At 54.6% G+C, this 25,321-nt stretch carries 28 protein-coding genes and 2 tRNA genes; 27 read left to right on the top strand and 3 right to left on the bottom strand.

Going from position 1 to position 25,321, the window contains the following annotated elements:
- Positions 1-3 precede the first annotated feature (3 nt).
- The 7 genes from M6D89_RS05755 to M6D89_RS05725 all read left to right on the top strand — a co-directional run bounded on the left by M6D89_RS05755 (position 4) and on the right by M6D89_RS05725 (position 5,942).
- On the top strand, positions 4-666 hold the full coding sequence (locus M6D89_RS05755; protein WP_253967069.1) for an NADH:ubiquinone reductase (Na(+)-transporting) subunit D: 663 nt from the start codon (positions 4-6) through the stop codon (positions 664-666).
- A gap of 2 nt (positions 667-668) precedes the next feature.
- On the top strand, positions 669-1,277 hold the full coding sequence (gene nqrE, locus M6D89_RS05750; protein WP_020210382.1) for an NADH:ubiquinone reductase (Na(+)-transporting) subunit E: 609 nt from the start codon (positions 669-671) through the stop codon (positions 1,275-1,277).
- 15 nt (positions 1,278-1,292) lie between these two features.
- The gene (nqrF, locus tag M6D89_RS05745; RefSeq protein ID WP_253967068.1) at positions 1,293-2,513 is read left to right on the top strand and encodes an NADH:ubiquinone reductase (Na(+)-transporting) subunit F; all 1,221 of its coding nucleotides are present in this window, start codon (positions 1,293-1,295) and stop codon (positions 2,511-2,513) included.
- A 142-nt stretch (positions 2,514-2,655) separates the two neighbouring features.
- The gene (locus M6D89_RS05740; RefSeq protein WP_253967067.1) at positions 2,656-3,573 is read left to right on the top strand and encodes an FAD:protein FMN transferase; all 918 of its coding nucleotides are present in this window, start codon (positions 2,656-2,658) and stop codon (positions 3,571-3,573) included.
- A 14-nt stretch (positions 3,574-3,587) separates the two neighbouring features.
- A complete protein-coding gene (gene nqrM, locus M6D89_RS05735; protein WP_253967066.1) occupies positions 3,588-3,836 on the top strand; it encodes a (Na+)-NQR maturation NqrM in 249 nt (82 codons plus the stop codon).
- Positions 3,837-3,932: 96 nt separating this feature from the next.
- Positions 3,933-5,333 carry a Si-specific NAD(P)(+) transhydrogenase gene (sthA, locus tag M6D89_RS05730; protein ID WP_253967065.1) on the top strand — a complete coding sequence of 467 codons (1,401 nt, stop codon included), beginning with the start codon at positions 3,933-3,935 and terminating at the stop codon, positions 5,331-5,333.
- 219 nt (positions 5,334-5,552) lie between these two features.
- Positions 5,553-5,942: a hypothetical protein gene (locus M6D89_RS05725; RefSeq protein WP_253967064.1), complete on the top strand. Its 390-nt coding sequence runs from the start codon at positions 5,553-5,555 to the stop codon at positions 5,940-5,942.
- Positions 5,943-5,965: 23 nt separating this feature from the next.
- Here the strand turns inward: M6D89_RS05725 and M6D89_RS05720 are convergent, their stop codons facing one another.
- Positions 5,966-6,259 carry a DUF2845 domain-containing protein gene (locus M6D89_RS05720; protein WP_253967063.1) on the bottom strand — a complete coding sequence of 98 codons (294 nt, stop codon included), beginning with the start codon at positions 6,257-6,259 and terminating at the stop codon, positions 5,966-5,968.
- A 15-nt stretch (positions 6,260-6,274) separates the two neighbouring features.
- A complete protein-coding gene (locus M6D89_RS05715) occupies positions 6,275-6,832 on the bottom strand; it encodes a PilZ domain-containing protein (protein WP_253967062.1) in 558 nt (185 codons plus the stop codon).
- 89 nt (positions 6,833-6,921) lie between these two features.
- Here M6D89_RS05715 and M6D89_RS05710 point away from each other — a divergent pair, with 89 nt between their 5' ends.
- The 3 genes from M6D89_RS05710 to M6D89_RS05700 are packed head-to-tail and all read left to right on the top strand — an operon-like array spanning position 6,922 to position 10,084.
- Positions 6,922-8,160, top strand: a complete 1,239-nt coding sequence (locus M6D89_RS05710; protein WP_253967061.1) for a lipoprotein-releasing ABC transporter permease subunit — start codon at positions 6,922-6,924, stop codon at positions 8,158-8,160.
- Entirely contained in the window at positions 8,153-8,851 is a 699-nt protein-coding gene (gene lolD, locus M6D89_RS05705; RefSeq protein WP_253967060.1) for a lipoprotein-releasing ABC transporter ATP-binding protein LolD, read from the top strand. The genes M6D89_RS05710 and lolD overlap by 8 nt, the downstream gene beginning before the upstream one ends.
- The gene (locus tag M6D89_RS05700; protein ID WP_253967059.1) at positions 8,852-10,084 is read left to right on the top strand and encodes a lipoprotein-releasing ABC transporter permease subunit; all 1,233 of its coding nucleotides are present in this window, start codon (positions 8,852-8,854) and stop codon (positions 10,082-10,084) included.
- Between the two features lies 1 nt (position 10,085).
- Here the strand turns inward: M6D89_RS05700 and M6D89_RS05695 are convergent, their stop codons facing one another.
- Entirely contained in the window at positions 10,086-10,613 is a 528-nt protein-coding gene (locus M6D89_RS05695) for a DUF2062 domain-containing protein (protein ID WP_253967058.1), read from the bottom strand.
- A 114-nt stretch (positions 10,614-10,727) separates the two neighbouring features.
- On the opposite strand from M6D89_RS05695, the gene M6D89_RS05690 reads away from it, so the two are divergent.
- The 17 genes from M6D89_RS05690 (at position 10,728) to M6D89_RS05610 (ending at position 25,256) form a co-directional block, all read left to right on the top strand.
- On the top strand, positions 10,728-13,040 hold the full coding sequence (locus M6D89_RS05690) for a DNA internalization-related competence protein ComEC/Rec2 (protein WP_253967057.1): 2,313 nt from the start codon (positions 10,728-10,730) through the stop codon (positions 13,038-13,040).
- Between the two features lie 106 nt (positions 13,041-13,146).
- Complete coding sequence (locus M6D89_RS05685) at positions 13,147-13,776, top strand: MotA/TolQ/ExbB proton channel family protein (RefSeq protein WP_253967056.1); 630 nt, start codon at positions 13,147-13,149, stop codon at positions 13,774-13,776.
- A gap of 13 nt (positions 13,777-13,789) precedes the next feature.
- A complete protein-coding gene (locus M6D89_RS05680; protein ID WP_253967055.1) occupies positions 13,790-14,215 on the top strand; it encodes an ExbD/TolR family protein in 426 nt (141 codons plus the stop codon).
- Positions 14,215-15,282 (top strand): tetraacyldisaccharide 4'-kinase, encoded by a 1,068-nt coding sequence (gene lpxK, locus M6D89_RS05675; protein WP_253967054.1) that lies wholly within the window; start codon positions 14,215-14,217, stop codon positions 15,280-15,282. Before M6D89_RS05680 ends, lpxK begins: the two co-directional genes overlap by 1 nt.
- Positions 15,283-15,297: 15 nt before the next feature.
- Positions 15,298-16,074 (top strand): 3-deoxy-manno-octulosonate cytidylyltransferase, encoded by a 777-nt coding sequence (gene kdsB, locus M6D89_RS05670; RefSeq protein WP_253967053.1) that lies wholly within the window; start codon positions 15,298-15,300, stop codon positions 16,072-16,074.
- Positions 16,064-16,546, top strand: coding sequence for a low molecular weight protein-tyrosine-phosphatase (locus M6D89_RS05665; RefSeq protein ID WP_253967052.1), 483 nt, complete (start codon positions 16,064-16,066; stop codon positions 16,544-16,546). The genes kdsB and M6D89_RS05665 overlap by 11 nt, the downstream gene beginning before the upstream one ends.
- A gap of 3 nt (positions 16,547-16,549) precedes the next feature.
- Positions 16,550-17,593, top strand: coding sequence for a UDP-N-acetylmuramate dehydrogenase (gene murB, locus M6D89_RS05660; protein WP_253967051.1), 1,044 nt, complete (start codon positions 16,550-16,552; stop codon positions 17,591-17,593).
- 68 nt (positions 17,594-17,661) lie between these two features.
- A complete protein-coding gene (locus M6D89_RS05655) occupies positions 17,662-18,288 on the top strand; it encodes an alpha-ketoglutarate-dependent dioxygenase AlkB family protein (RefSeq protein WP_253967050.1) in 627 nt (208 codons plus the stop codon).
- A 104-nt stretch (positions 18,289-18,392) separates the two neighbouring features.
- Positions 18,393-19,043 carry a response regulator gene (locus M6D89_RS05650; protein WP_253967049.1) on the top strand — a complete coding sequence of 217 codons (651 nt, stop codon included), beginning with the start codon at positions 18,393-18,395 and terminating at the stop codon, positions 19,041-19,043.
- Positions 19,044-19,071: 28 nt separating this feature from the next.
- Positions 19,072-20,898, top strand: coding sequence for an excinuclease ABC subunit UvrC (gene uvrC / locus M6D89_RS05645; protein ID WP_253967048.1), 1,827 nt, complete (start codon positions 19,072-19,074; stop codon positions 20,896-20,898).
- A gap of 64 nt (positions 20,899-20,962) precedes the next feature.
- Positions 20,963-21,535: a CDP-diacylglycerol--glycerol-3-phosphate 3-phosphatidyltransferase gene (pgsA, locus tag M6D89_RS05640; RefSeq protein WP_253967047.1), complete on the top strand. Its 573-nt coding sequence runs from the start codon at positions 20,963-20,965 to the stop codon at positions 21,533-21,535.
- A gap of 107 nt (positions 21,536-21,642) precedes the next feature.
- Positions 21,643-21,716: transfer RNA gene (locus tag M6D89_RS05635), tRNA-Cys, on the top strand.
- Between the two features lie 46 nt (positions 21,717-21,762).
- Positions 21,763-21,851: transfer RNA gene (locus M6D89_RS05630), tRNA-Leu, on the top strand.
- A 162-nt stretch (positions 21,852-22,013) separates the two neighbouring features.
- Positions 22,014-23,261, top strand: coding sequence for a tyrosine-type recombinase/integrase (locus tag M6D89_RS05625; protein WP_253967046.1), 1,248 nt, complete (start codon positions 22,014-22,016; stop codon positions 23,259-23,261).
- A 291-nt stretch (positions 23,262-23,552) separates the two neighbouring features.
- Positions 23,553-24,296: a hypothetical protein gene (locus tag M6D89_RS05620; protein WP_253967045.1), complete on the top strand. Its 744-nt coding sequence runs from the start codon at positions 23,553-23,555 to the stop codon at positions 24,294-24,296.
- A gap of 95 nt (positions 24,297-24,391) precedes the next feature.
- Positions 24,392-24,652 (top strand): helix-turn-helix transcriptional regulator, encoded by a 261-nt coding sequence (locus tag M6D89_RS05615; RefSeq protein ID WP_253967044.1) that lies wholly within the window; start codon positions 24,392-24,394, stop codon positions 24,650-24,652.
- A complete protein-coding gene (locus M6D89_RS05610; RefSeq protein ID WP_253967043.1) occupies positions 24,645-25,256 on the top strand; it encodes a hypothetical protein in 612 nt (203 codons plus the stop codon). Before M6D89_RS05615 ends, M6D89_RS05610 begins: the two co-directional genes overlap by 8 nt.
- Positions 25,257-25,321 lie beyond the last annotated feature (65 nt).

The following is a 25,321-nucleotide window of genomic DNA, read 5'->3' as shown; positions in this document are numbered from 1 at the left end:
ACCATGAAAGTGAAAGAGCTTTTATTTGCGCCGATTTTCTCGAACAACCCGATTGCACTGCAAATTTTGGGTATCTGTTCGGCGCTGGCCGTTACCAGCAGTTTGAAAGTGACAGTGGTTATGTGTATTGCACTGACTACGGTGACCGCTTTCTCGAACCTGTTCGTATCGCTGGTGCGAAATCACGCCCCGGGTAACATCCGGATTATTATCCAGATGACCATTATCGCCTCGCTGGTGATTGTGGTGGATCAGGTGCTTAAGGCTTTTGCCTACGAGATCAGCAAGCAGCTGTCGGTATTTGTGGGCCTGATTATTACTAACTGTATTGTGATGGGCCGCGCCGAAGCCTTTGCCATGAAAAACCCTCCTCTGCCGAGCTTTTTAGACGGTGTGGGTAACGGTTTTGGTTACAGCGCCATCTTGCTGGGCCTGGCATTTATCCGCGAGCTGTTCGGTACCGGGAGCCTTTACGGTTACCAAATCTTGCCGCTGGCTACCGAGGGCGGCTGGTACGTCCCCAACGGTATGCTGCTGTTGCCACCCAGCGCCTTCTTCTTGATCGGTCTGTTTATCTGGGGCATCCGCGCCTGGAAAAAAGACCAGGTGGAAGAGGTCGACTACAAAATGGCACCTAACACCAAGCCACTACCGAAGGAGGCCTAATCGTGGAAGCTTATTTAAGCCTGTTTATCCGGTCGATTTTTATCGACAACATGGCCCTGGCTTTCTTCCTGGGCATGTGTACCTTTTTGGCCATCTCTAAAAAGATTGGCGCCGCTTTTGGCTTGGGTATTGCCGTGGTTGTGGTGCAGACCATTACCGTGCCGGTCAATAACCTGCTGTACACCTATGTACTGGCCGATGGCGCGCTGGCCTGGGCCGGCTTGCCCAATGTGGATCTGAGCTTTTTGGGCCTGATTACCTACATTGGTGTCATTGCCGCCCTGGTACAGATTCTGGAGATGGTTCTGGATAAATACGTTCCCGCGCTGTACAACGCGCTGGGCGTGTTCCTGCCGCTGATTACCGTAAACTGCGCCATCCTGGGTGGCTCGCTGTTTATGGTGGAGCGCGATTACAACTTTGCCGAGAGTGTGGTGTTCGGCGCGGGCTCCGGTGTGGGCTGGGCGCTGGCCATTACCGCCTTGGCGGGTATTCGCGAGAAGATGAAGTACTCCGATGTTCCCGACGGCCTGCGCGGTCTGGGCATTACTTTCATCACCGTAGGACTCATGTCGCTGGGCTTTATGTCCTTCGGCGGTATTGATCTGTAATCAGCGAGGATACACATGAGCGAGATTATTCTTGGTGTAGTCATGTTCACAGTCATCGTGCTCGCGCTGGTGTTTGTGATCCTGAGTGCGCGTGCAAAATTGGTGGCGTCGGGTGACGTGACTATCGATATTAACGGCGAAAAAACCATGACAGTACCCGCTGGCGGCAAGCTGCTGGGAACTTTGTCGAATGCTGGTTTGTTTTTGCCTTCTGCTTGCGGTGGCGGTGGTACCTGTGCCCAGTGTCGCTGTGTGGTAAGCGAAGGGGGCGGCTCTATGCTGCCCACCGAAGAGAGCCACTTTACCAAGCGTGAAGCCAAAGAAGGCTGGCGCCTGTCTTGTCAGACGCCGGTTAAGCAGGACATGAAGGTGGAAGTGCCTGAGGATGTCTTCGGAGTTAAGCAGTGGGAGTGTACCGTTGAGTCCAACCCCAACGTGGCCACTTTCATTAAAGAGCTGACCCTGAAGCTGCCCGAAGGTGAGAACGTAGACTTCCGCGCTGGCGGTTACGTGCAGCTGGAGTGTCCGCCCTACGATATCAGTTTCTCTGATTTTGATATTGAAGAGCAATTCCGCGGTGACTGGGAGCGTTTTGGTTTCTTTAACATCAAGGCCAAGAGCACCGAAACGGTTCAGCGCGCTTACTCAATGGCGAACTACCCGGAAGAAAAAGGTCTGGTTAAGTTCAACATCCGTATTGCGACTCCGCCTCCTGGCTCTAAAGACATTCCGCCGGGCATTATGTCCACCTATGTCTTTAACCTGAAGCCGGGCGATACGATTACTGTGTTCGGTCCCTTCGGTGAGTTCTTTGCCAAAGACACTGATGCGGAAATGGTCTTTGTGGGTGGTGGTGCCGGTATGGCGCCTATGCGCTCGCACATCTTCGATCAGCTGAAGCGTTTGAATAGTAAGCGTAAAATTTCATTCTGGTATGGCGCTCGCTCGCTCAAAGAGCTGTTCTATCAGGACGAGTACGACATGCTGGCTGAAGAGAACGACAATTTTGAATGGCATGTAGCCATGTCTGACCCTCAGCCTGAAGACAACTGGGAAGGCTTGACCGGGTTTATCCACAACGTGCTTTACGAAGAGTACTTGAAGGATCACCCGGCGCCGGAAGACTGTGAGTTCTACATGTGTGGGCCACCGATGATGAACGCTGCGGTTATTAAGCTGCTGCACGATTTGGGTGTGGAAGACGAAAATATTATGCTCGATGACTTTGGTGGTTAATCAAGCGATGATATTTGCCCCAAAAGCAATAACAAAAACGAGGCTGGTATTCCTAGCCTCGTTTTTGTTTGTAAGTAGCTTAATTGCCGGTTGCAACCCCGGTGCTGAACCCCGCGAAGCGGTCAAAATTAGCGGTCCTACAATGGGCACTAGTTATCATATAACTCTGGTGGCTGATGAAGGTGAGCACTTTGAGTTTGATCGCGATGAACTGCAAAAAACCATCGACGACGAACTGGAAACTATCAATCAGTTGATGTCGACCTATATCGATGATTCTGAGTTGATGCGCTTTAATGACGCGCCAATCGATCAGTGGATGGAGTTGTCCGAGCCGCTGATGGAGGTGCTGGCGATCAGCGAAGATATCAGCGAGCGATCGAGCGGTGCGTTTGATGTTACCGTGGGGCCGCTGGTTAATTTGTGGGGTTTTGGTCCACAAATGCGTCCCGAGGAGGTGCCCTCGGACGATGAGCTGGCTCAGGCGCTGGCTCTAACGGGCCACGACAAGCTGCAATTGGATGTCACCCGCGCCCGTCGCACCGCGCCTATTTTTGTCGACTTGTCGGCCGTTGCCAAGGGCTATGGTGTGGACTGGTTGGCCGAGATTCTGCAAAAGCGTGGTTTTGACCACTTTATGGTCGAAATTGGCGGCGAGGTTCGAGTCGCGGGCGTCAGCCCCCGGGGCACGCCTTGGCGTATTGCGGTCGAGCAACCCACAAGTCTTGGCGGCAGTGCTCGCTTGGCGGTGGCGCTACAAAACAAAGCGATTGCCACCTCGGGAGATTATCGCAACTATTTTGAGGTCGATGGAGTGCGTTATTCCCACACCATTGATTCTAAAACCGGGCGTCCGATTACCCACAATCTGGCTTCGGTGACAGTTATAGCGGACACAGCCGCGCAAGCAGATGCCTGGGCTACAGCGTTGAATGTTCTGGGGCCCGAAAAAGCGCTGGAGTTGGCGAATGCCGAGCAACTGGCGGTGTATATGATTGTCAAAGATGGAGATGGTTTTAGCGACCAACACTCTGTTACTTTTTCGCAATACGCCCCCTAGGGCGGGAGGTACTTATGGCGATGTTTATGGTTGCACTGTGTGTCATGCTGCTGGTTGTAGCGGGTATGGCCGTGGGCGTTATTTTTGGCCGCAAACCGCTTAGCGGATCCTGTGGTGGTGTGGGCCAGGCTTTAGGGGAGAAAGATTACACCTGCGAGCTGTGCGGTGGCGACGAAGCCAAGTGCGAAAGCATTAACAGCGAAGAGAACAGTGCGAAAACCGCCAACCAGGATTTGGCGGTTGACGCGACCCGTCCGCGCTAACGCGCGGGTGGTGCCCGGTACAACAATGCTCACGAAACAGGTATGTAAGCTCCGATAGAGAGTGGCGTACCCCAACGATGTAAGAGGGGATAGCGAGTGGCAAAATACGATGTAGATGTACTGATTATTGGTTCCGGTCCGGCTGGGGAAAGTGCGGCAATGGCGTCGGCCAAAGCGGGAAAAAGAGTCGCTGTGGTTGAGGGGCGATCGACCGTGGGCGGTAATTGCGCCCACAAAGGCACAATACCTTCCAAGTCATTGCGCCATGCGGTCAAGCAGATCATTCAGTTTAAAACTGGCAATTTGTTTCGCGAAACGGGCGAGACTTGGCGTCTTACCTATCCGCGGGTTCTGGCGGCCGCTAACGCGGTTATTCCCAAGCAGGTAGAGTTGCATACCGATTTTTATGTGCGCAACCGCGTCAAGCTGTATTCGGGGTTTGCCAGTTTTATCGATGAGCACACTGTATCCATAGCACTACTCGACGGTGCGCGCGACGAGGTTATTACCGCGGATAAAATAATTATCGCGACCGGTTCGCGTCCCTATCGGCCCGCGGATATTGATTTTGAACACTCCCGCATTTATGACTCCGACACCATTTTAGAAATGGCGCATTCACCGCGTCATATTATTTTGTACGGGGCCGGGGTGATTGGTTGTGAGTATGCCTCTATCTTTTCAGGTCTGGGGGTCAAGGTTGATTTAATTAACAACCGCGATCGTTTACTCTCGTTTTTGGACGATGAAATTTCCGATGCGCTTAGCTACCACTTGCGCGATAACGGTGTGCGGGTTCGGCACAGCGAAACCTACGAAAAAATTGAGGCGAACGAGCGCGGCGTCACTCTGTATTTAGAGTCGGGCAAACGCATTACTGCCGATGCACTTTTGTGGTGTAACGGCCGCAGCGGGAATACCGACAAGCTCAATCTGCAAGCCATAGGCTTAGAGCCCGATCATCGCGGCAACCTAACCGTTAACGAGCAGTACCAAACGGCGGTAGAAAATGTTTACGCGGTGGGCGATGTGGTGGGCTGGCCGAGCCTCGCGAGTGCCTCCTTTGATCAGGGCCGTGCCCTTGCCGCCGCAATTTTAGGTAAGCCCTATCAAGAGGTTGCCGGTGTTCCCACCGGGATTTACACCTTGCCGGAAATCAGCTCAATTGGTAAAACCGAGCGCGAGCTGACCGAGGCTAAGGTTCCCTACGAGGTCGGTCGCTGCCTATTTAAAAATACCGCTCGCGGACAAATCAGCGGTGAAGATGTGGGCATGTTGAAGCTATTGTTCCATGTCGATACAGGGCAGCTTCTCGGCGTTCATTGCTTTGGTGCCGAGGCGGCCGAAATTGTCCATATTGGCCAGGCCATTATGAGTCAACCGGGGGAGGGGAATAATATCAACTTCTTTCTCAACACCACGTTTAATTATCCCACCATGGCCGAGGCGTATCGCTTGGCCGCTCTCGATGGTACCAACCGTACCAGTCGCAGCTGATAAAAAATCGGTATTAACGAAAAACCGGTATTAACGACCAGAAAGTGAAAGTCTTTCTGGTCGTTTCCCTCCGTCAGTTATTCACCCTTGTATCCGCTTTTTCCTGAGCTGAACACCTTTTTGTCTCAATTATAGGCTAGTACTGTCGCCTTAGATTGGTGGTTTTTCGTTCGTGTATGCTTTACCTTAAGGCTGAGTATTCATGGAGGGAAAGCGCGCATGAAGGGGTTTAAACGCTTTGGCGGTGAGTTTGAAGGAAAGGGCTCAGGTGGCAATAATGGCTTGGGCCTATTAGGCGTTTTGGCTTTGTTACTATCTATCGGTTACGCCGTTTTAAATCGCAGCCCGGGTTGGGTTGTGGTCGGGTTTATCCTACTTTTTTGTTTTACGGTGGTCAGCACCTTCTTTTCTGGCGGAGAGACCACTCGCTTATTTACTCAGCGTCGGGATAAATATCTGGCGCTAGCGCGGCAGGCCTGGGCGGAGGGCGATCAGTCGACAGCGGCGCAGTATTTGGTTAAAGCGCGGTTAAACGGTGAATTGCCAGAAAGTGACTGGGAATGGACCGATGCCTGCGATCGTTTAAAACAGGAAAACCGCAGTGACTAAAAGTTTGCAGCTGTAAGGCGTGATTAGCTGTCACTGGCGACCTTAGGTTCAAACTTTATAACCGCGTGAATAACCCGATCATCTTCAAAATAAACCACAAAGTCTTGATAGTCCCAGCGGTAAATAGCGGGGTCGCCGACGGGGCCTGATTGCTGCGTTGGGTCACCATATTTTTCGAGTACCTGAGCTTTACTATCCCCCGTTTGCGGGGTGGCTTGGCTGTGCTCGCCTTGCTGGCCTATGGGTATGCGAACCGTTTCGGCCAAGAGGTTTGCCGAAGCGAGGGTGAAAACTAAAAATATCAGTGCGGCTTTCATTAATACTCCACGTTGTTACGCCTTGCTGCTGCGAATGGATTCCATCTGCGAACGCATAATTTGCTGGCTGATTTGTTGGCGCTGGGCGCTGTTTTGGTAGTGAAATTCTGCCGCAATGGTAAATCCATTGGTGGGATCTGGTTCACAGCGCACGACTTGGGCGTAAAGGGCAATGGCCATGGGCGGGCTGGTAAAGACCGGCATGAGGGCAATATAGCTGCCGCTGCTTACAGAGTGGGGCGCGTTAAAATCAATACCACCTTCACTAATCGTGATGATCTGGGGCTCTCCCAGGGCTTCGGCACTGCTGCTTAGGCAGTAGAGCGCCAGGATGTCCACCTTGCGCGAGAGAATATTTAAGTACTCGCCCAGGGCGCGGTCACTGTCTTTTACCTGTTGTTGCGCCTGCATGGCGTCGGCGTCGAGCTTTTTTAGCTCCGCCAGGGTGTGGAGCACATTACTTTGGGCAAAGTGTTGTGACGGATCTTGTCGGCCAGTGGGCGCGCTATCGAGTGTGGCCAAGTCGATACGGGCCTTCACGTCTATACGAAAAAACTCGCGTCTTTCATCCATATGCGGGCCTTTATTTTAGTAAACGGTGGTTTATTACAATAGCATACGCCGCGCTTGTGGTTACGGGGCAGTTCGGGTTAAATGCGCAAATGCTAAAAAACATCCCTATACTGATAGGCTTGCGTTATATCCGCGCCAAGCGTCGCAATCAGTTTATTTCCTTTGTGAGCGGTTTTTCCCTGTTGGGGATGGCCCTTGGGGTTTTGTCCCTAATCGTTGTCATGTCGGTGATGAACGGTTTTGATCGGGAAATGAAAAGCCGCATCCTAAAAGTCGTGCCCCACGGGTTTGTGGATCAACCCGATGGGGTGAGCGATTGGACCAATCTAATTGAGCAACTGTTGGTGGTACCCGATATTCAGGCAGCCGCGCCCTATATTGGTGGTTTTGGCTTGCTGGGGTATCGCGACAAGATTGAAGGGGTTCAGTTTTCCGGTGTTATTCCCTCCCGTCAGGTCCAGGTATCCGAGGTGGCGCAAAGTATGGTGATGGGCCAGCTGGATAGCCTTATCAGCGGCGATTTTAATATCGTGTTGGGCTCTCTGCTGGCGCGCCAGCTGGGGGTTATTCCCGGCGATAAAGTCACGCTTACCTTACCTAAAATTCGTGTGACTCCCGCCGGGGTTTACCCCCGGGTGAAGCGCTTTACCGTTTCAGGGGTGTTTGAGGTGGGGGCGCCGGTGGATCAGCAATTAGCGCTTATTCACCTGGAAGACGCCGCGCGTTTACTGCGTGTCGATGGCGCCCAGGGGGTGCAGGTTAAAGTAAGCGATATCTATCAGGCAGGCGCGGTATTAGGTCGGGCGCGCGAGGCGTTGAGTGGCGACTATCAGGTGCGCGATTGGAGCCAGACCCAGGGCAGTTTGTTTCAGGCGGTGAAGATGGAGAAGCTGGTGATCGGGGTGCTGCTCAGCATCATCATCGCCGTCGCCGCTTTTAATATTGTCTCGTCTTTGGTGCTTATGGTAGCCGATAAGCGCTCGGATATCGCGGTATTGCGAACTATGGGGCTTAGCTCACGCCAGGTGATGGCGATTTTTATGGTGCAGGGCTGTGGCGTGGGGCTGATCGGCGTGCTGATCGGCGCACTACTTGGAGTGTTGGTGGCGCTTAACATTAGCGCCCTAGTGGCTTTTATTGAATCGCTGTCCGGGCAGACAATTTTTGACCCCAACGTATATTTTATCAGCCAGATTCCCTCCCAGCTGTATTGGCAGGATGTGGCCACGATCTGCTCTCTGGCTGTGGTGTTAAGTTTTCTGGCAACGCTCTACCCGGCCTGGCGCGCCGGCCGGGTAGAGCCCGCCGAGGCGTTACGTTATGAATGATTCTTTAGTCTTAACCTGTGAAGGTGTGGGCAAATCCTATCGCCAGGGGCCCGAAGCGGTGCAGGTGCTCGATGATATTAATCTGCAAGTGCGGGCGGCCGAATCGGTCGCGATTATCGGCGCTTCGGGGTCGGGCAAATCCACTTTGTTAAATATTTTAGGCGGCTTGGATACTCCCGATTGCGGCTCGGTGAGTGTCGCCGGACAATCCCTGTCAAGCTTGAGCGCGGACGCGCGGGGGCGCCTGCGTAATCAAAGCCTGGGCTTTGTCTATCAGTTTCACCACCTGTTGGCCGAGTTTACCGCGCTGGAAAATGTCGCCATGCCATTGTTGATTGGTAAGCGCAGTCCCGCCGAGGCCCTTGAGCGGGCCGGCGCGTTGCTGGAGCGGGTGGGGCTGGCCCCACGCCGCGGGCACAAGCCTTCGGAGTTGTCCGGCGGCGAACGCCAGCGCGTGGCAATCGCCCGTGCTCTGGCCACCCAACCGGCGTGTGTGTTGATGGATGAACCCACCGGTAATTTGGATACCCACACCGCCGAGGATATTCAGGCGTTAATGGCCGAGCTTAACCATAGTATTGGCACCAGCTTTGTGGTGGTGACCCACGATTTAACTCTGGCGCAAAAGATGGATCGCACCTTGCGCTTGGCGGACGGTCGGTTAACCGAGCAAGCCGCCGGGGGCGCGTAAGTGTTTAGTCGTTTTAGCGTTCAGGTCGGCAAGCGCTACGCCCTGGCGGCCAAAGGCAGCCACCTGGTTAGTTTTATCTCGCGCATGTCGGTGATGGGCTTAATCATTTCGGTGGCACTGCTGATATTGGTGATGTCCATTATGAATGGTTTTGACCGCGAGTTGCGCGAGCGCATTTTGCAGGTGATGCCGCAGGCGACCATTTATAAACGCGAGGGTATTGCCAATCCCAGCGAGATTATGGCCGAGCTGAATACCCACTCACAGGTGTTGGCCTCGGCGCCCTATGTCACTTTGCAGGGGTTATTGTCTCACGCCAACCAAGTGGCACCGGTGGTTCTGTTTGGGGTCGAGCCCGCTCTTGAGCAAAAAGTCTCGGGCGCCTCAGAGTATTTACGCAGTGGCAGCTTGCAAGTGCTGTCAGGTGATCCGCAAGGCATCATTTTGGGAGGCGCGCTGGCGCAACAACTGGGAGTCACGGTGGGGGACAAATTGCGCCTAATCATCCCTCACGGCGAGGCGCGGGCGGCTGCAGCCGTTCAGGTGTTTACGGTGCGGGATTTACTCGACAGCGGCACCGAGATCGACAATAACTTTGCCCTGATTAATCTGGCCCAGGCCTCAAGTCTTTCGCCTCACCCGGGACGGGTCAGTGGTATTCGCCTGAAAGTGGCCGATTTATTTTCCGCCGCGCGCACGGTGCACCAGTTATCGGCCGAGCTGCCCCCGGGTTTTTACGGTAAAGATTGGTCGCGCACCCACGGTAACTTGTACCAGGCCATTCATATGTCTAAGCGGCTGGTGAGTTTACTGCTGTTACTGTTAATTGGCATCGCCGCGTTTAATTTGGTCACGACGCTTATTATGGTGGTGGTGGATAAAGAAGCGGATATTGCTATTTTGCGGACCCAGGGCGCCAGTACGGCCGATATCTTAAGTATTTTTCTGGTTCAGGGCGGTATTATCGGTTTGATCGGCACCGGTATTGGTGTGTTGGCGGGCGTGGTGCTGGCTTATACGGTTACTCCTGCGGTCGCGGCTTTGGAGCGTCTCATCGGGTTTCAGTTTTTGCACTCCGATGTCTACCCGGTCAGTTACTTACCCTCGGAGCTTTTGTGGGGGGATGTGGGGCTGATTGTTGCGGTGGCGTTAGGTCTTAGCTTTTGCGCTAGCATTTACCCTGCCTGGCGAGCGGCCCGTATTCCTCCGGCCGAGGCTTTGCGGCACGAATAGCTTAATTATCTCGCTGTTGACGCTCGTCTTTGCGCCTTTGCCAGGCGCGGGCCACGTGCCAGCGCCAGAACAGCTGCATGGTGATATACCCCAGCCCCCCGATCACAAAACCCGTTAGTGCTGAACCCAGTAAAAGGGGTTTCCAGATATGGGAGAACTCTTCCATCACCCAGGCCCAGTTGTGTTCACTGCTGGTGGCCAGGCTGGGTACGTCCAGAATCCAGCGCCCCAGTTGGTAGGTGGCAAAGAAGATGGGGGCGTAGGTGAGGGGGTTGGTAATCCACACCAGCGCCAGAGTAATAGGGAGATTACAGCGCACCCAGAGCGCGCACAGGGCGGCCAGCACCATCTGCCCAGGCAAAGGCATGAAAGCGAAAAAGATACCGAAAAAGAAGGCCAGCGAGACCGAGTGACGATTTAGGTGAAACAAGTTTGGATCGTGCAGCAGGTCACCTAAAAACTGAAGCGCCGGTTTCTCTTTCACGGCAGCGGCGTCGGGTAAAAAGCGTCGGATTATTTTGCGAGCCATGGGGACTACTACATCGTGCAAGATGGCCGCATTCTACCTGTTATTTTCCCCTCATACCATGTCAAAACCCTGTGACTGCTACACTGCGCGTAACAGATAACGCAATCAGGGACGATGATGTTGTATTGGTTGGCCGCAGTAATCGCAGGTTTAATTCTTCCGGGCTTTTTACCTTTCTTGCTCCCCTGGTGGGTGTGCGCGCTACTGCTCGCGGTGGGTTTCGTCCTGGGCGCAGTGTTGGCCCGTTTTGAGCGAAAAGACTGGGCCAAGCGATTGGTCTTATTGATGCTCGTTTTTAGCGCCGCTGTGTCTTGGTCCAACTGGTACGGGCACAAGCTCGTGGATAATCTGCTGCCCGATGCCCTGGTCGGTAAAGATATTCTGGTCCAAGGGCAAATCTGGAATCAGCCCGAGGTGAATCAACGGCGGGTCAGGTTTTTGCTGGCGCCCACCGCATCGGCTGATTTACCTCGGTTGATTCAACTCAGCTGGTACCGATCTCCCGCCTGGGCCGGGGCGCTGGAGCCCGGCGACCGGCTTGAGCTGGTGGTGCGCCTCAAGCCGCCGCGCAGTTTTATCAACCCCGAAGGCTTTGACTATCGACTATGGCAGTTGCGGCGTGGGGTAGGGGCCACCGGGTATGTGCGCGACAGGGGGCAAAATCAGTTGCTGGCCCAGGCGCAAGCCGGTCAAAACGAGGGGGTTCGCAATAAGCTCAGAGGCTGGTTGCGCGCCCAGCAGCCGGTTAATTTGGCGGTTCTACAGGCCCTGTTGCTAGGTGATCGCACTCTTATCAGCGATACCCAGTGGCAGTTGTTTCGCGCCACGGGCACGACCCACTTAATGGCTATATCCGGGCTGCATATTGGTTTGGCGGCGGCTTGGGGTTATTTACTGGGGTTAGTGCTGGGGCGGGTTCTTGTGTTGTGGTTACCTGTGCCCGCCGTGGTATTTGCCATGGCTCTGGGCGCGGCGGCTGCCTGGGGGTATGCGGCCCTGGCGGGTTTTGCTCTGCCCACCCAGAGGGCTCTGGCGATGCTGTTAATGTTTTACGTCGCCAGGCTTAGCGGGCTTAGAATTGGCGGCGCTCAGGTGCTTATGCTGGCCGCAGCGGCGGTGTTGTTGCTGGACCCGCTCAGTATTTACGATCCGGGTTTTTGGCTGTCTTTTGTGGCCGTGGCGGCTCTGGTATTGGCCTTTAGTGGTCTGGTCAGCGCATCGAGTCGCGGGCGTCTGCAAGTGCTGTGGCGGCCCCAATGGGTGGCCTTTATTGCGTTGCTGGTGCCCTTGGGACTTTTTTTTGATCAGTGGTCACTGGTCTCACCCTTGGCAAATATTATCGCTATCGCCCTGGTCAGTGTGTGGGTGGTGCCCGCTCTGTTTACGGCCGCGCTGCTAGGTTACGTTTGGCTGCCCGCCGCCGGTGTTTTTCTGTGGCTGGCCGATACCGGCTTAAGTGTTCTTGGGTGGTGGCTTAACGGCCTGCAGCGGCTTGCCACTGCCACGGGTTTTCCGGCCGTGTGGGACACTCGTTTAACCCCGGCGGGTGCGTTACTGCTCGCCTTGGCCTGCGCGCTATTGCTGCTGCCGGCGTCCCTGCGGTTGCGTCCACAGGCTTTCGTGCTGTTGATTGCTCTTTGGCTGCTGCCCAGGCCCCAACCGGCGCTCTTGCAGGTGAGCGTTATGGATGTAGGGCAAGGGCTGGCCGTGGTGATCTATGCCGGAGATAAAACCCTGGTGTACGACACTGGGCCCTGGTTTGGCGACAGCTTTAACGCCGGGGCCGATATTGTCGCCCCCTACGTGCTGGCAAGTGGCCGGGAAAAAATAGACGCGCTAGTGGTCTCACACAGTCACAGTGATCACGCCGGCGGTGCACCGGGTTTGCTTGAGGCTCTACCGGTGGATCGTTTTTACGCAGGCGAAGCATTGGAGTATTTGCGCGAGGCGGACGAACAGCGCCTTGTGAGTTGTCACCTTGCCAAGCCCTGGCAGTGGCAGGACTACCGCTTTCGTTTTATTCCGGGGGTTGCCGGAAGCGAAGGCAATAACGCCTCGTGCGTGTTGGTGATTGAATGGCGGGGTGTGAGGCTGCTGTTGCCAGGCGATATCGAACGCGCCCGCGAGCGCACTCTGGCCCGGCAGCTGGCACCGGTAGACTTTCTGCTGGTGCCGCACCACGGCAGTAAGTCGTCGTCCAGTGCGGCGCTGTTAAGTTCGATACGCCCGGACCTTGCGGTTGTCTCCAGTGGTTATCGCAACCGTCACGGCCACCCGCACCAGCAGGTGGTGGAGCGCTATCGCGGTGTTGGAAGTCGGGTGTATAACACCGCCCAACATGGCGCTGTTCAGATATTGTTCGATGGCGAACGCGCGCCGCAAATTATTACCTGGCGTCAGCGTACCCGGCGCTATTGGCGCGATTGAGGTCGATCACAGTTGATCGCCAGCGCTCACCCAAAAACCCGCGTCTGTGGTAGTCTTATGCGCTTTTACTGAACCCATAAAAAGCCTGTCAAAAGAGGATAGATGCGTGTTTGAAGTGATTGCCGCTGGCGGTTGGTTAATGCTGCCGATTATTTTGTGTTCTGTCGCCGTGTTGGCAATCAGCGCCGAGCGCTACTGGAGTTTAAATCCGGGCAAAATTGCCCCCCGACACCTGCTCGCGCAAGTGTGGGGCTGGATTAAAAACAATGAGCTTAACGCCGAGCGCCTAAAAGAATTAAAGCAGTCCTCGCCTCTGGGGGAGATTCTCTCGGCGGGGTTGTCTAATTCGCGCTACGGTCGCGAGATTATGAAAGACTCTATCGAAGAGGCCGCTAACAAGGTTATTCACGATTTGGAGCGCTTTATCGGTGTATTGGGCACCATTGCCGCGGTTACGCCATTGTTGGGTTTGCTGGGGACCGTGTTCGGCATGATCGAAGTGTTCAACGCGATTATGATTAAAGGTTCGGGCAATGCCGGCGTTTTGGCTGGGGGGATTTCCCAGGCGCTGATTACCACCGCTGCGGGCTTGTGTGTGGCCATTCCGGCGATGATTTTGCACCGCTATTTTCAGCGACATATCGATACTCTGGTGGTCACCATGGAAGAAGAGGCCATTAAGCTTGTGGATGCCTTACACAGTGACCGTCGCGTCGACGTCAAAACCAAACGTTAATTGAGGGCGCACTGTGCAATTTCGTAGACAATCGCGCGAAGAAGACAGTATTAACTTAACGCCCCTGATTGACGTGGTGTTTTTGCTGCTGATTTTCTTTATGGTTTCCACCACCTTCACCAAAGAAACTCACCTTGAAATTGATTTGCCCGAGGCGGTAGGCGAGTCCGCCAGCGAGAGCGCTGAGCCGCTCGAGGTGGTGATTAATGCCCAGGGTGGCTACGCCATTAATGGTCGCCAGCTGGTGAACAATAAAGCGCAAACCCTTAAAAATGCGTTAACCGAGGTGGCGGGGGATAATACCGACCAGCCTTTGATTATTACCGCCGATGCCAAGGCGCCACACGAATTTGTGGTGCGGGTAATGGATTCGGCGGGGCAGCTCGGGTTTGTTAATCTGAGTATCACCACCCGACGCCCGGAGGGCGATGCGCGCTAATGCCCGAGCAACGCACCAAGCGCGATACTCATAGCTCCACCCAGCGCTCCTCTGATCGAGAAACCCGCTGGCTCAATGCCTGGTATCAGGGGGAGCGCTGGGTTTACTGGCTGCTGCCGTTGGAGTGGCTGTTTCGCAGTGTCAGTGCCGCCCGGCGCTGTTTTTTGCGCCGGTTTTGTCAGCGCCACTTGCCTGTGCCAGTCATTGTGGTGGGTAATTTGTCGGTGGGCGGCACCGGTAAAACCCCGGTTATCATCGCTCTGGTGCGCCACTTACAAAAGGCGGGCTATCGCGTGGGCGTGGTCAGTCGCGGTTACGGCTCCCAGGCGCCCGAATACCCTTATGTGGTGTCAGCTGCGTCGAGTGCCACCCAGGCCGGGGATGAACCCCTGGCAATCTGGCGCGCGACCGGCTGCCCGGTGTGTATTGACGCGGATCGGGTCGCGGCGGCGCAAACCCTGTTGCAGGCTGGCTGTGATTTGATTTTATCCGACGACGGATTGCAGCATTACCGCCTGGGGCGACAGATAGAGGTTGCCGTTTTGGATGCGGCGCGAGCACTGGGAAACGGTCATTGCTTGCCGGTAGGGCCTCTGCGCGAGCCGGTGGCGCGCTTGCGCGAAGTGGATTTTGCCATCGTGAATCAAACTCAAGTCGACGCTGAAGTTCATTTGGATATACCCGGTCAGGCACCGGTCATCGATATGCGTCTGCAACCCACTCACTGGTTTAAAGTAAAAGACCTGACCGAGGTGCCGCTGTCGCAAGTGACGCGGGGCAGTGCGGTGCACGCGGTGGCGGGTATCGGCAATCCTCAGCGCTTTTTTGATACCTTAACCGGCTTGGGCGTGCGCCCCCAATGTCATATCTACCGCGATCATCATCGTTTCAGTAGCGCCGACTTTTCTTTTAAGCAACCGCTACCGGTGGTGATGACCAGCAAAGATGCAGTCAAATGCCAGAGCTTTGCCGAGCCCGACTGGCTGGCACTGGAAGTTGAGGCAGTCCTGGACAAGCGCTTTTGGCCGCTGCTGACCCAAGCCATCGAGCGCAAAACGAAAATTTAAGAGTCGAAAATCAGTATGAGTTATACGGTTGTGATTCCCGCGCGTTTTGGTTCTACGCGCCTGCCGGGTAAACCTCTGGCGGATATTGCCGGTAAACCCATGATTGAGCGGGTATACCAAGCCGCCTGTCAAAGTAAGGCGGCGCGGGTTTTGGTGGCCACCGATGATACGCGGGTAGAGGAGGTCGTGCGCGGCTTTGGCGCGGAGGTGGTTATGACCTGTGCGGATCACGTTTCCGGCACCGATCGCCTGCAGGAAGTGGCGCAAAAGCTGGGTCTGGAGGACGACGCCATTGTGGTCAATGTCCAGGGCGATGAGCCCTTGATTCCGGCGGCAGTGATTGATCAGGTGGCCAATAATCTCGCAGCTAATGCGCAAGCGAGTGTGGCGACCCTGTGCGAGCCGCTCAATACCTATACCGAGTTTCGCGACCCCAATATTGTCAAAGCGGTGGCCGATACTCAGGGCATGGCGCTGTACTTCTCCCGCGCCCCGGTTCCCTGGCCACGCGACGACGGTGATGTGCTCAGTGACAAAAACCTACCCGCCAGCTTTGCCGCCAAGCGGCATATTGGTCTCTACGCCTATCGGGTCTCACTGCTTAACCGCTTTGTGCGCTGGCAGCCCGCGCAGTTGGAATTGACCGAATCACTGGAGCAGCTGCGGGTAATGGCCTACGGCGAGCGCATTCATCTGGATTTGGCCTGTGCCAAGGTGCCGGGTGGGGTAGACACGCCCGCGGATTTGCAGCGAGTCAGTGACATTATCACCGGGAGGAACAATGACTGTTAACGTTTTATTTGTCTGTTTGGGTAATATTTGTCGCTCGCCCACGGCCGAGGGGCTGTTTCGCGCCGAGCTGGCTCGCACTGGTCGTGTCGATGATGTTTTTATCGACTCGGCTGGTACCGGCGCCTGGCATGTGGGCAAGGCGCCCGATGCCCGCGCCATTGCTGCGGCAGCCGAGCGCGGTATTGATTTGCGCTCGCTGCGCGCGCGTCAAGTAGACGAGGCGGATTTTGAAAACTTCGATTATATTCTGGCGATGGACGAGTCCAATTTGCAGGACTTGGCGATGTTAAAGCCTGCGGATTTTAAAGGCGAACTGCGGCTGTTTTTGGATTACGCCGGAGGCAGTGCTGAGCGCGAAGTGCCCGACCCCTACTACGGCGGTGAAGAGGGCTTTGCCCATGTGTTGGATTTGGTGGAGCAGGCCGCGCAAGGCTTACTTGCCGATATTAAACAGCGTCACCTAAGCCGCTAGCCCATGGCGTTAATCATTCCGCAGCACAACCTTGCCTCGCTAAATACCTTAGCTGTGCCCGTGCGTGCCAGTGCCTATGTTCAGGCCCGCAGCCGCGAGGATGTGGTTGAGGCGCTCGCCTATGCAAAAAAACATTCGCTGCCGGTTCTGCCTTTGGGCGGTGGCAGTAACTTGGTGCTAACTCGTGACGTTCCGGCGCTGGTGCTGCACATTCGGCTCGCTGGGATCGAGTGTGTTCACGAGACCGCGGACGATATCTGGGTTAAGGTTCAGGCGGGCGAGAACTGGCACGAGTTTGTCTGCCACAGCCTTAACCAGGACTGGTATGGACTTGAAAATCTTTCGCTGATACCCGGCTCGGTGGGGGCGGCGCCCATTCAAAATATTGGCGCCTATGGGGTTGAGCTTGAGGCGGTGGTGCAGGAGCTGACGGCTATTCAGGTGGACTCGGCCCTGCCGGTCACCTTTGATCGCGACAGTTGTGAGTTCGGTTATCGCGACAGTGTGTTTAAAGGGCGATTAAAAGATCAGTATGTGATTGTAGATGTCACCTTCAGACTCAGCAAAAAGCCCCGGTTGCAGTTCGGCTACCCGGCGCTGGCTTCGCGCTTAGACGCTGTGCCGCACGATAACGTGACGCCGCAAGCGGTGAGTGATGCCGTGTGCGCCATTCGCCGCGAAAAGCTGCCCGACCCCACCAGCATTCCCAATGTGGGCAGCTTCTTTAAAAACCCCCTGATCGACTCAGTTCGGTTTGACGCTTTGCGCCGCGAATATCCGGATATCGTGGGTCACCCGACAGGCGGTAGCCAAATAAAGCTGGCGGCCGCCTGGTTGATTGATCGCGCCGGCTTTAAAGGGGTACAGCAGGGCCCCGCCAGAGTACACGAGCGCCAGGCGTTGGTGTTGACCAATCCGGGTCGGGGCTCGGGCACTGAGGTGTTGGCCCTGGCAGCGCGTATACAGGCAGCGGTTTGGGATAAGTACCGCGTGCGCCTTGAAATAGAGCCGCGGGTGTACCCCCCCGAAGACCGCAAAGCGATATAGTGAGGAATGACACTGGTCACGGGTGTCACTTGTATGTCGTATTGGCCCCGTTGTCGTAATCTTGCCTTATGAATCAGTCTGATTTATTCACTCATCCCGGTCCCGAAACCTTGATTACCGAAGACGGTCATGCCCTGGTGTATCGTCACTGGCTGGACCCTAAGCGCGCGGATGACAGCTTTACAGTGCTCAAAGAAACCCTGGCGTGGGAGCAAAGTGTGCTTATGATGTACGGCAAGCGAGTGGCTATTCCCAGGCTTAATGCCTGGTATGGCGATACCGGCAGCCGCTATCAGTATTCGGGGGCGTACTTCTCGCCCTTGCCCTGGACTGCCGAGCTCTCCTCTCTGCGCGATGCGATACAGACAACGACCGGGTTTGGCTATAACAGTGTGCTGGCCAATTTATACCGCAATGGCGCCGACGGCGTCGCCTGGCACAGCGACGATGAGCCAGAGCTGGGTCCGGAGCCCGCCATTGCCTCGCTCAGCCTGGGGCAGACACGGCGCTTTACCTTGCGTCATAAGACTAACGGTCACCGCGTGGCGGTGGACCTCCAGCACGGCGATTTATTGCTAATGCACGGGCCTTTGCAGCGTTTTTGGCAGCATCAGATTGCCAAGTCGAAAAAGCCCTTGGGACCTCGTATTAACCTCACTTACCGCTGGGTCGTTAGTAGTTCCCAAGGTGTATAAACTGCTGGTACTATTGGACGAACTAAAAGATTTCAATCAATGATAGGCGAGACCCCGCAAGGGGATAGCAATAAGAGCAGTGTGACGGCTGCCGAGGGGGTCCGGTGACACGAATACTGGTGGTCGATGACCATGATTTAGTGCGTATGGGTATTGTGCGAATGCTCAGTGACGTGCGCGGCTATCAAGTGTTGGGCGAGGCCAAAAGCGGTGAAGAGGCCGTTCGCAAGGCCCGCGAGCTGTCCCCCGATGTGATTCTAATGGACGTGAAAATGCCTGGCATCGGTGGTCTGGAGGCTACCCGCAAGCTGTTACACGCCCAACCCGGGGTCAAGATTATTGCCGTCACCGCCTGCGATGACAGCCTTTACCCATCGCGCCTGCTTCAGGCCGGGGCCCGAGGTTATGTCACCAAGGGCACTGGGTTTACCGATATCACCACGGCTATCGATACGGTGATGTCCGGGCGCCAGTTTATGAGCAGCAATATTGCCCAGCAGTTAGCCTTGCAAAATATCAGCGGTAATGGCGATCGGTCCCCCTTCGAGCGACTCTCGCAGCGCGAGCTGGAAACGGCAATGTTAATCGCCGGGGGGCAAAAAGCCCAAGCTATAGCCGATACCTTCTCGGTCAGTCCCAAAACCGTCAACAGCTATCGCTACCGAATTTTTGAAAAGCTGGGCATCAACTCCGATGTAGAGTTGGCGTTGCTCGCGGTAAAATATAACTATCTGGATCCCGAAGCGGTGGTTTAGCGGCCGGTTAGCGGTATAATCCGGCCCTATGGCCGATACTCAGTTTAACTCCAAACAATTTCTTGCCGATCAAACACAGGCGCCGGGCGTCTATCAGATGTTTGATACCAAGGGCGATATTCTCTACGTCGGCAAAGCAAAAAACTTAAAAAAACGTCTGGCGAGTTACTTTCGCGCGAGCGGCCTGTCACCCAAAACCCAGGCTCTGGTCAGGCGCATTGCCCGGATCGAAGTCACCATTACCAGCAGTGAAAGCGAGGCGTTAATCCTTGAGCAAAATCTGATTAAGGCCAATCGCCCGCCTTATAATATTTTGCTGCGGGACGATAAGTCATATCCCTATGTGTTTGCCTCGTCTGGTGAGCCTTACCCGCGTTTGGCGCTGCATCGCGGCGCGAAAAAAAAGCGCGGCGATTATTTCGGCCCTTACCCCAACGTTAGCGCGGTGCGCGATAGCCTTAATTTTTTGCAAAAAACGTTTAAGGTGCGCCAGTGTGAAGACAGTGTGTTCCGCAATCGCTCGCGTCCGTGTTTGCAATACCAAATTGATCGCTGTACTGGTCCCTGTGTCGAACTGATTAGCCCGGACGACTATGCCAAAGATGTGCATCACACCCGGTTATTTTTGCAGGGCAAAAACCAGCAGCTGCTGAAAGAATTAGCAGACGATATGGAGAGTGCCTCGGCGGCGCTGGAGTTTGAGCGCGCGGCCCAGCTGCGCGATCAGATTGCGGCGTTGCGTCAGGTTCAGGCCCAGCAGAGCGTAGAAGAGGGCAGTGGCGATATGGATATCGTGGCGGTGGCTCTGCAAAGCGCCAACGCCTGTGTGCATACGTTGTTTATTCGTCAGGGACGAATTCTCGGCAGCCGCAGCTACTACCCCAAACTGGGACTGGGCGAAAGCGAGGCGGATGTGTTGAGTGAGTTTTTGCCCCAGTTTTATTTGGGCAGTGGCCGCGAGGTGCCTGCCGCCGTAGTAACCAGTGTGCCGCTCGCCGAGGCCGAGCTGTTGAGCGAGGCCTTGGCCGAGGCGCGCGGTACCCGCGTCAGTATTACTCATAAGGTTCGCACCCACCGGGCCAAGTGGGTGCAGATGGCCCAGCGCGCCGCCGAGCAGAATATTATTGCCCGTATCAATAGCCGTAAATCCGTGACCGATCGCTTACTGGCGCTGCAGGATGTCTTGGGGTTGGATGAAGTGCCGGGCCGAATGGAGTGTTTTGATATCAGTCACTCCAGCGGCGAGTTGACGGTTGCCTCCTGTGTGGTATTTGATAAAGAAGGGCCGGCCAAATCCGACTATCGGCGTTTTAACATCGACGGGATTACCCCCGGGGATGACTACGCGGCCATGGAACAGGCCCTGACCCGCCGCTACACGCGTTTGCAAAAAGGCGAAGGTAAACTGCCGGATATTTTGTTTATCGATGGCGGTAAAGGCCAGCTGGGGGTGGCAGAAAAAGTGATCGCCGAGCTGGGGGTAAAAGGCGTATTGCTGGTGGGGGTGGCCAAGGGCACGACCCGCAAACCGGGCTTTGAAACGCTTTATCATGGTGATACCGGTCAGGAAATTGTTTTGGGTGGGGACTCGCCCGCTCTGCATCTGATTCAGCATATCCGCGATGAGGCGCACCGTTTTGCCATTACCGGGCATAAAAACCGGCGGGACAAAAAGCGGCGTACCTCCACCTTGGAGGGCATTGCCGGCGTGGGTGCGGTTAAACGTCGCGAGCTTTTGCGGCACTTTGGGGGCTTGCAGGAAATTACCCGCGCCAGTGTGGATGACCTGGCCCGGGCCTCGGGTATCAGTCGCGCTTTGGCCGAGGAAATATACGCTCATTTTCACGATGACTGACTAAATGCCGTTTGGCTGGTGTATCATCCCAGGCAGATGCTTAGGTAAGGATGCATATCAATTTATGACTTTGGCAAATCAACTCACACTGATTCGTATTGGCCTGATTCCGCTGTTCGTGGTGGTGTTTTTTCTCCCCTTTGGCTGGGGGCATTTCGTGTCGGCATTGATATTCAGTGCCGCCGCCATTACCGACTGGGCCGATGGTTACGTGGCGCGCAAATACAATCAGTCCACCAAGCTGGGCGCGTTTTTAGACCCGGTCGCCGATAAGCTTATGGTGGTGATTGCCCTGGTATTGCTGGTGACCCTTTACCCCGCCGCTTGGTTTGCCACCTGTGCCATTGTAATTGTGGGGCGTGAAATTGTGATCTCCGCGCTGCGCGAGTGGATGGCAGAGCTGGGCGAACGGGCCAGCGTCGCCGTTTCGTATATCGGCAAGGTAAAAACCACGTTGCAGATGGTGGCGATTATTGTCTTGCTGGCGGATATCGATACCTTGCGCTGGATTGGCTTTGTGGCGATTGTGGCCGCCGCTGCGCTCACCCTGTGGTCGATGGTGTTGTACCTTAAAGCGGCTAAGCCTTACTTGCTAGCGGATATGGACGGCAAGTCCGATAACGAGAGCAGTAACTGATCTAAGCGCATAGAAATCAAACAGTTAGCTGGAAGATTTAAAGATTTTTTATACTCCAATGCTAGGCATACTGTTTTTTTTGGGCTAGAATGCCGCCCTCTTGAAATGGCGCGATAGCAAAGTGGTTATGCCCCGGATTGCAAATCCGGTTACGCCGGTTCGATTCCGGCTCGCGCCTCCACTTTTTTACAGAGCTTTCTGTAAATACGGCCCATAGAGGCGACCCAGCCCGGGTGGTGGAATTGGTAGACACAGCAGACTTAAAATCTGCCGATCTTAATTGATCGTGCCGGTTCAATTCCGGCTCCGGGCACCATTTATCCCTCCTAATTAGTCCTAAATCGTCCTGAACCCCGCGTCATTACTGGCCCTGATGTTAAATCCTAGTCCTTAACCGTCCGATATGCCCCCATTGTATCCGGGTATAGGCGGGGGCATAATTGGGGATACATTCTCAGCGGTGGGGGCATTTTCCCAAATGGCCGGTATTAACAAACTCAGCGAGGCGGCGGTAAGGCAAGCGAAACCGAAGGATAAAACCTACAGGCTTGCCGATGGGGCCGGTATGTACCTGGAAGTCACCCCCAAGGGGGCAAGGTATTGGCGACTAAAGTATCGCTATGGCGGCAAAGAGAAGCGCTTAGCCCTAGGGGTATACCCTAAAGTCACCTTGGCTAAAGCCCGCGAGAAAACCCGCGAAGCCAAAGAGATGCTAGAAGAGGGCAGAGACCCCGGCGAAGCTAAGAAGCAAGCCAAGCTAGAACAGAGGGCGGCGGTGGCGAATACTTTTGCCGCTATTGGCGCTGAATACCTGGACAAGCGCAAGGCCGAAGGAGCCGCGCCTCCTACCGTTAATAAACTGCAATGGATACTGGATAAAAAATTATGCCCCTACATTGGGGGCACCCCTGTGGTTGATCTTAAACCCGCCTCGCTACTGTCTGCCTTACGTCGCATTGAAGCGGACGGGCTACACGAAACCGCCCACAGGGCAAAACGAATTGCGGGGCAGGTGTTGCGCTATGCCGTGGCCACCGGGCGGGCTGATCGTGATGTGTCGCAAGATTTAAAAGGTGCCTTGGTGGCCATGAAGCCCACGCACCGGGCGGCAATCACTGACCCCAAAGAGCTGGCGCCCTTGCTGGTCGCTATCGACGCTTATCCCGGCTCGGTTGAGGTGTCTACGGCTTTAAAGCTGACCCCTATATTGTTTCAACGGCCTGGCGAATTACGCCATATGGAATGGTCGGAAATAGACTGGGAGCAAGAGCGGTGGGAAATTCCCGCCGATAAAATGAAGATGCGCCAGCCCCACATAGTCCCGCTACCTACTCAGGCGCTAGAACTCCTGAAAGCAATACACCCACTTACCGGCTCGGGCCGTTATGTGTTCCCCAGTGCCCGCCGGGGTGGCCGTCCGTTGTCCGAGGCTGGCGTATTGGCCGCGCTTCGCACCCTTGGCTATGGCAAAGATAGAGTAACGCCTCACGGCTTCAGGGCTACTGCTCGCACCTTGCTTGATGAGGTGCTGGGCTTTCGAGTTGATTACATCGAGCAACAATTAGCCCACGCGGTGAAGGATGCAAACGGCAGGGCATACAACCGCACCAAATACTTACCCGAGCGTAAGGCTATGATGCAAGATTGGGCTGATTACCTGGACACCCTGAAGGCTGAAATATTGACCCCTTCAGTGGTTACGGCGGACTTTCGCAAGGCTAATTAATAGGGGGTAAAGTGCCGGGCTAGGTGTTTTTACATGTTACACCCGTTACTCCCGTTACAAGAAATAAAAAGTCTTTTAAATACAGTTAGTTAAGTTGTTAATTCTCGGTAACGGGATGTCCCGTTTTACCCGTTACCGCCCGTTACAAAAACGGGCTTTTTCGGTGCAATGAGACGTATTTGCAATAAAAATGCCCGTTTACGAATTACCAAGGCTAGGGTAGCTCCTGAAAATGCGCACACCCGGCGCACCGCCTTGGTAACCTTTTACCGGGTGCCGTAGGGGTACGGTGTGGCAGATAAAAAATATCGTTACTCGGTGAGGCCCGATCCCGGCTCAAAGGGAAAAGAGTACAAAGGAATGAAGGAAGTCAGGGTGTTCTCGGTAGAGAAGCCCGAAGATTTTAGTAAGTTTGGGCCATGTGAAACCACCGTGGCATTTTTACTAAGAGCGGGCAGGGATGCGGAGCGCTGCTTACGCGATGCGGGGTACACTCCTTGGGGATTTAAATATTACTACTCTGATCGCGGGGTATCGGTAGTAAAACGCGACCTTCATTATGTTCATAAGAGATTTGAGGCACGTTTTGCGGTTTACGACATCGAGAAACTGGAGATCGCTAAGACAGGACATTCCCCCGAATTTATAGCGGATAGGCTCATACATGAGTGTATGCGGGCTTATGAACTGCTAAACGCTGGGCGATACAGGGAGGCAATCGAGCCCTGTATGTATGCCGTTGATAACCACCACAAGATGATTTTTGCTCTTAAATATGAGCGTTACTCGTTAAAAGGGGCGGAGTCTAACCGAAATTCAGATACGGGGGGGCGCGCGCGCTGGGATGGTGTTGAGAGGCCGGAAAGCTCTGATTTACAGGCGTATATTGATGACCTCTACGCGAAGAATCCTAATTTATCTCATCACGCGCTATGCAAAAAGGCTAGCGAGCACTTCCTTCCACTTTATGGAAAAAATAGCGGCTGTAGCGTTCGATCAATAACCGGAAAAACCAAAGACCCTAATAAAAAATAGTTTGCAAGAGCTGGCGTCCTGCAAAACCCAGCCGCCCCAAACTCCTATCCGTGCTTTGCACATTACGCAATTTAAAACGCATAGGAGGCCATACCGTGGCAACGAAGCAAGCTATACCTACCGAATCGGCTGATTACAGCCCTCAAAAGCTAATTGATTCCCGTAATGAGCAGCTATTGCGCGTAAGGCGTGTATGCGATTCCGTGGGAGTATCCAAAACAACCTGGTATAAGTGGGTTCAAGAGGGCAAAGCGCCCAAGGGCATAAGATTGTCACCTGGTATTACTGTCTGGCGTAAATCGGATATCGACGCATTTATTGCCCAGTTGATTCAGGAGGGTGGCGAAAATGAGTAACTACCCCTTTACCGATACTGAAGCGCTCCAATTGGTTCAGGCTCTTCAGGCTATACCCGCCGATAGTGAGCTGGGTATTTTCAATTCGGCGTTGTCATATGAACGCCAGACACTTTTGGATAATCCGCACATTCTGGAAAACCTTTACAGTGATCGCAACCCCGATGAAGTAAAGGCTATTTCGGCAAGGGTTTTACAGATTATGTCTGTAGGCCAGTCTCTTGTTGAGGCTCGTTATCCAGGAATGGATTTAAAAAGTGTAGTGGCTAGTGAGTATCGAGACCGAATGTTAGCCCCACAAGTTTACATGCTTTTCTTTGTCTGGCCGGGTCAAGACCGCGCCGGTTTTATGATGGCAAACCCCTATGAAATTCTTGATCACCGAACAGTAGACCCGCTGACAGGGCGTGGTCACCTGGCCGCTTTTTACAAGGCGGTGGGGCGTCGTGATATTAACTTTGTTTATCACCATATTGCTAACGGTAGCTTAAAAGCATGGCCCGTTTTAGGTCTTAGTTCTTGTGGCCAGCGCCTTTTGTATCGCGACGCAATCATTCGCGCTGATGACGGCTTTTTGTGGCAGTTTCGCCATAGCGGCTATTAGTGGTTGGTGTATGTGTTTCGCGCCCTGTGAGCATTCACCGGGGCCGGGGTGATCAAGATATAAGG

It is taken from the genome of Gilvimarinus xylanilyticus (genome assembly GCF_024195295.1).
In the GTDB taxonomy this organism is placed as follows: Bacteria; Pseudomonadota; Gammaproteobacteria; order Pseudomonadales; family Cellvibrionaceae; genus Gilvimarinus; species Gilvimarinus xylanilyticus.
Note: the sequence above shows the minus strand (reverse complement) of the source record. Positions and strands in the feature narration are given on the sequence as shown.

What these genes read in the sequence shown, in the direction of transcription:
- nqrF (WP_253967068.1), top strand. Translation starts at nt 1,293, where the DNA reads ATGAGCGAGATTATTCTTGGTGTAGTCATGTTCACAGTCATCGTGCTC.
- M6D89_RS05715 (WP_253967062.1), bottom strand. Translation starts at nt 6,832, where the DNA reads ATGGATGAAAGACGCGAGTTTTTTCGTATAGACGTGAAGGCCCGTATC.
- uvrC (WP_253967048.1), top strand. Translation starts at nt 19,072, where the DNA reads ATGGCCGATACTCAGTTTAACTCCAAACAATTTCTTGCCGATCAAACA.
- lolD (WP_253967060.1), top strand. Translation starts at nt 8,153, where the DNA reads ATGAATGATTCTTTAGTCTTAACCTGTGAAGGTGTGGGCAAATCCTAT.
- M6D89_RS05740 (WP_253967067.1), top strand. Translation starts at nt 2,656, where the DNA reads ATGGGCACTAGTTATCATATAACTCTGGTGGCTGATGAAGGTGAGCAC.
- lpxK (WP_253967054.1), top strand. Translation starts at nt 14,215, where the DNA reads ATGCCCGAGCAACGCACCAAGCGCGATACTCATAGCTCCACCCAGCGC.
- M6D89_RS05690 (WP_253967057.1), top strand. Translation starts at nt 10,728, where the DNA reads ATGATGTTGTATTGGTTGGCCGCAGTAATCGCAGGTTTAATTCTTCCG.
- M6D89_RS05695 (WP_253967058.1), bottom strand. Translation starts at nt 10,613, where the DNA reads ATGGCTCGCAAAATAATCCGACGCTTTTTACCCGACGCCGCTGCCGTG.
- kdsB (WP_253967053.1), top strand. Translation starts at nt 15,298, where the DNA reads ATGAGTTATACGGTTGTGATTCCCGCGCGTTTTGGTTCTACGCGCCTG.
- nqrM (WP_253967066.1), top strand. Translation starts at nt 3,588, where the DNA reads ATGGCGATGTTTATGGTTGCACTGTGTGTCATGCTGCTGGTTGTAGCG.
- M6D89_RS05655 (WP_253967050.1), top strand. Translation starts at nt 17,662, where the DNA reads ATGAATCAGTCTGATTTATTCACTCATCCCGGTCCCGAAACCTTGATT.
- murB (WP_253967051.1), top strand. Translation starts at nt 16,550, where the DNA reads ATGGCGTTAATCATTCCGCAGCACAACCTTGCCTCGCTAAATACCTTA.
- M6D89_RS05755 (WP_253967069.1), top strand. Translation starts at nt 4, where the DNA reads ATGAAAGTGAAAGAGCTTTTATTTGCGCCGATTTTCTCGAACAACCCG.
- M6D89_RS05710 (WP_253967061.1), top strand. Translation starts at nt 6,922, where the DNA reads ATGCTAAAAAACATCCCTATACTGATAGGCTTGCGTTATATCCGCGCC.
- pgsA (WP_253967047.1), top strand. Translation starts at nt 20,963, where the DNA reads ATGACTTTGGCAAATCAACTCACACTGATTCGTATTGGCCTGATTCCG.
- M6D89_RS05720 (WP_253967063.1), bottom strand. Translation starts at nt 6,259, where the DNA reads ATGAAAGCCGCACTGATATTTTTAGTTTTCACCCTCGCTTCGGCAAAC.
- M6D89_RS05665 (WP_253967052.1), top strand. Translation starts at nt 16,064, where the DNA reads ATGACTGTTAACGTTTTATTTGTCTGTTTGGGTAATATTTGTCGCTCG.
- M6D89_RS05625 (WP_253967046.1), top strand. Translation starts at nt 22,014, where the DNA reads ATGGCCGGTATTAACAAACTCAGCGAGGCGGCGGTAAGGCAAGCGAAA.
- M6D89_RS05610 (WP_253967043.1), top strand. Translation starts at nt 24,645, where the DNA reads ATGAGTAACTACCCCTTTACCGATACTGAAGCGCTCCAATTGGTTCAG.
- M6D89_RS05725 (WP_253967064.1), top strand. Translation starts at nt 5,553, where the DNA reads ATGAAGGGGTTTAAACGCTTTGGCGGTGAGTTTGAAGGAAAGGGCTCA.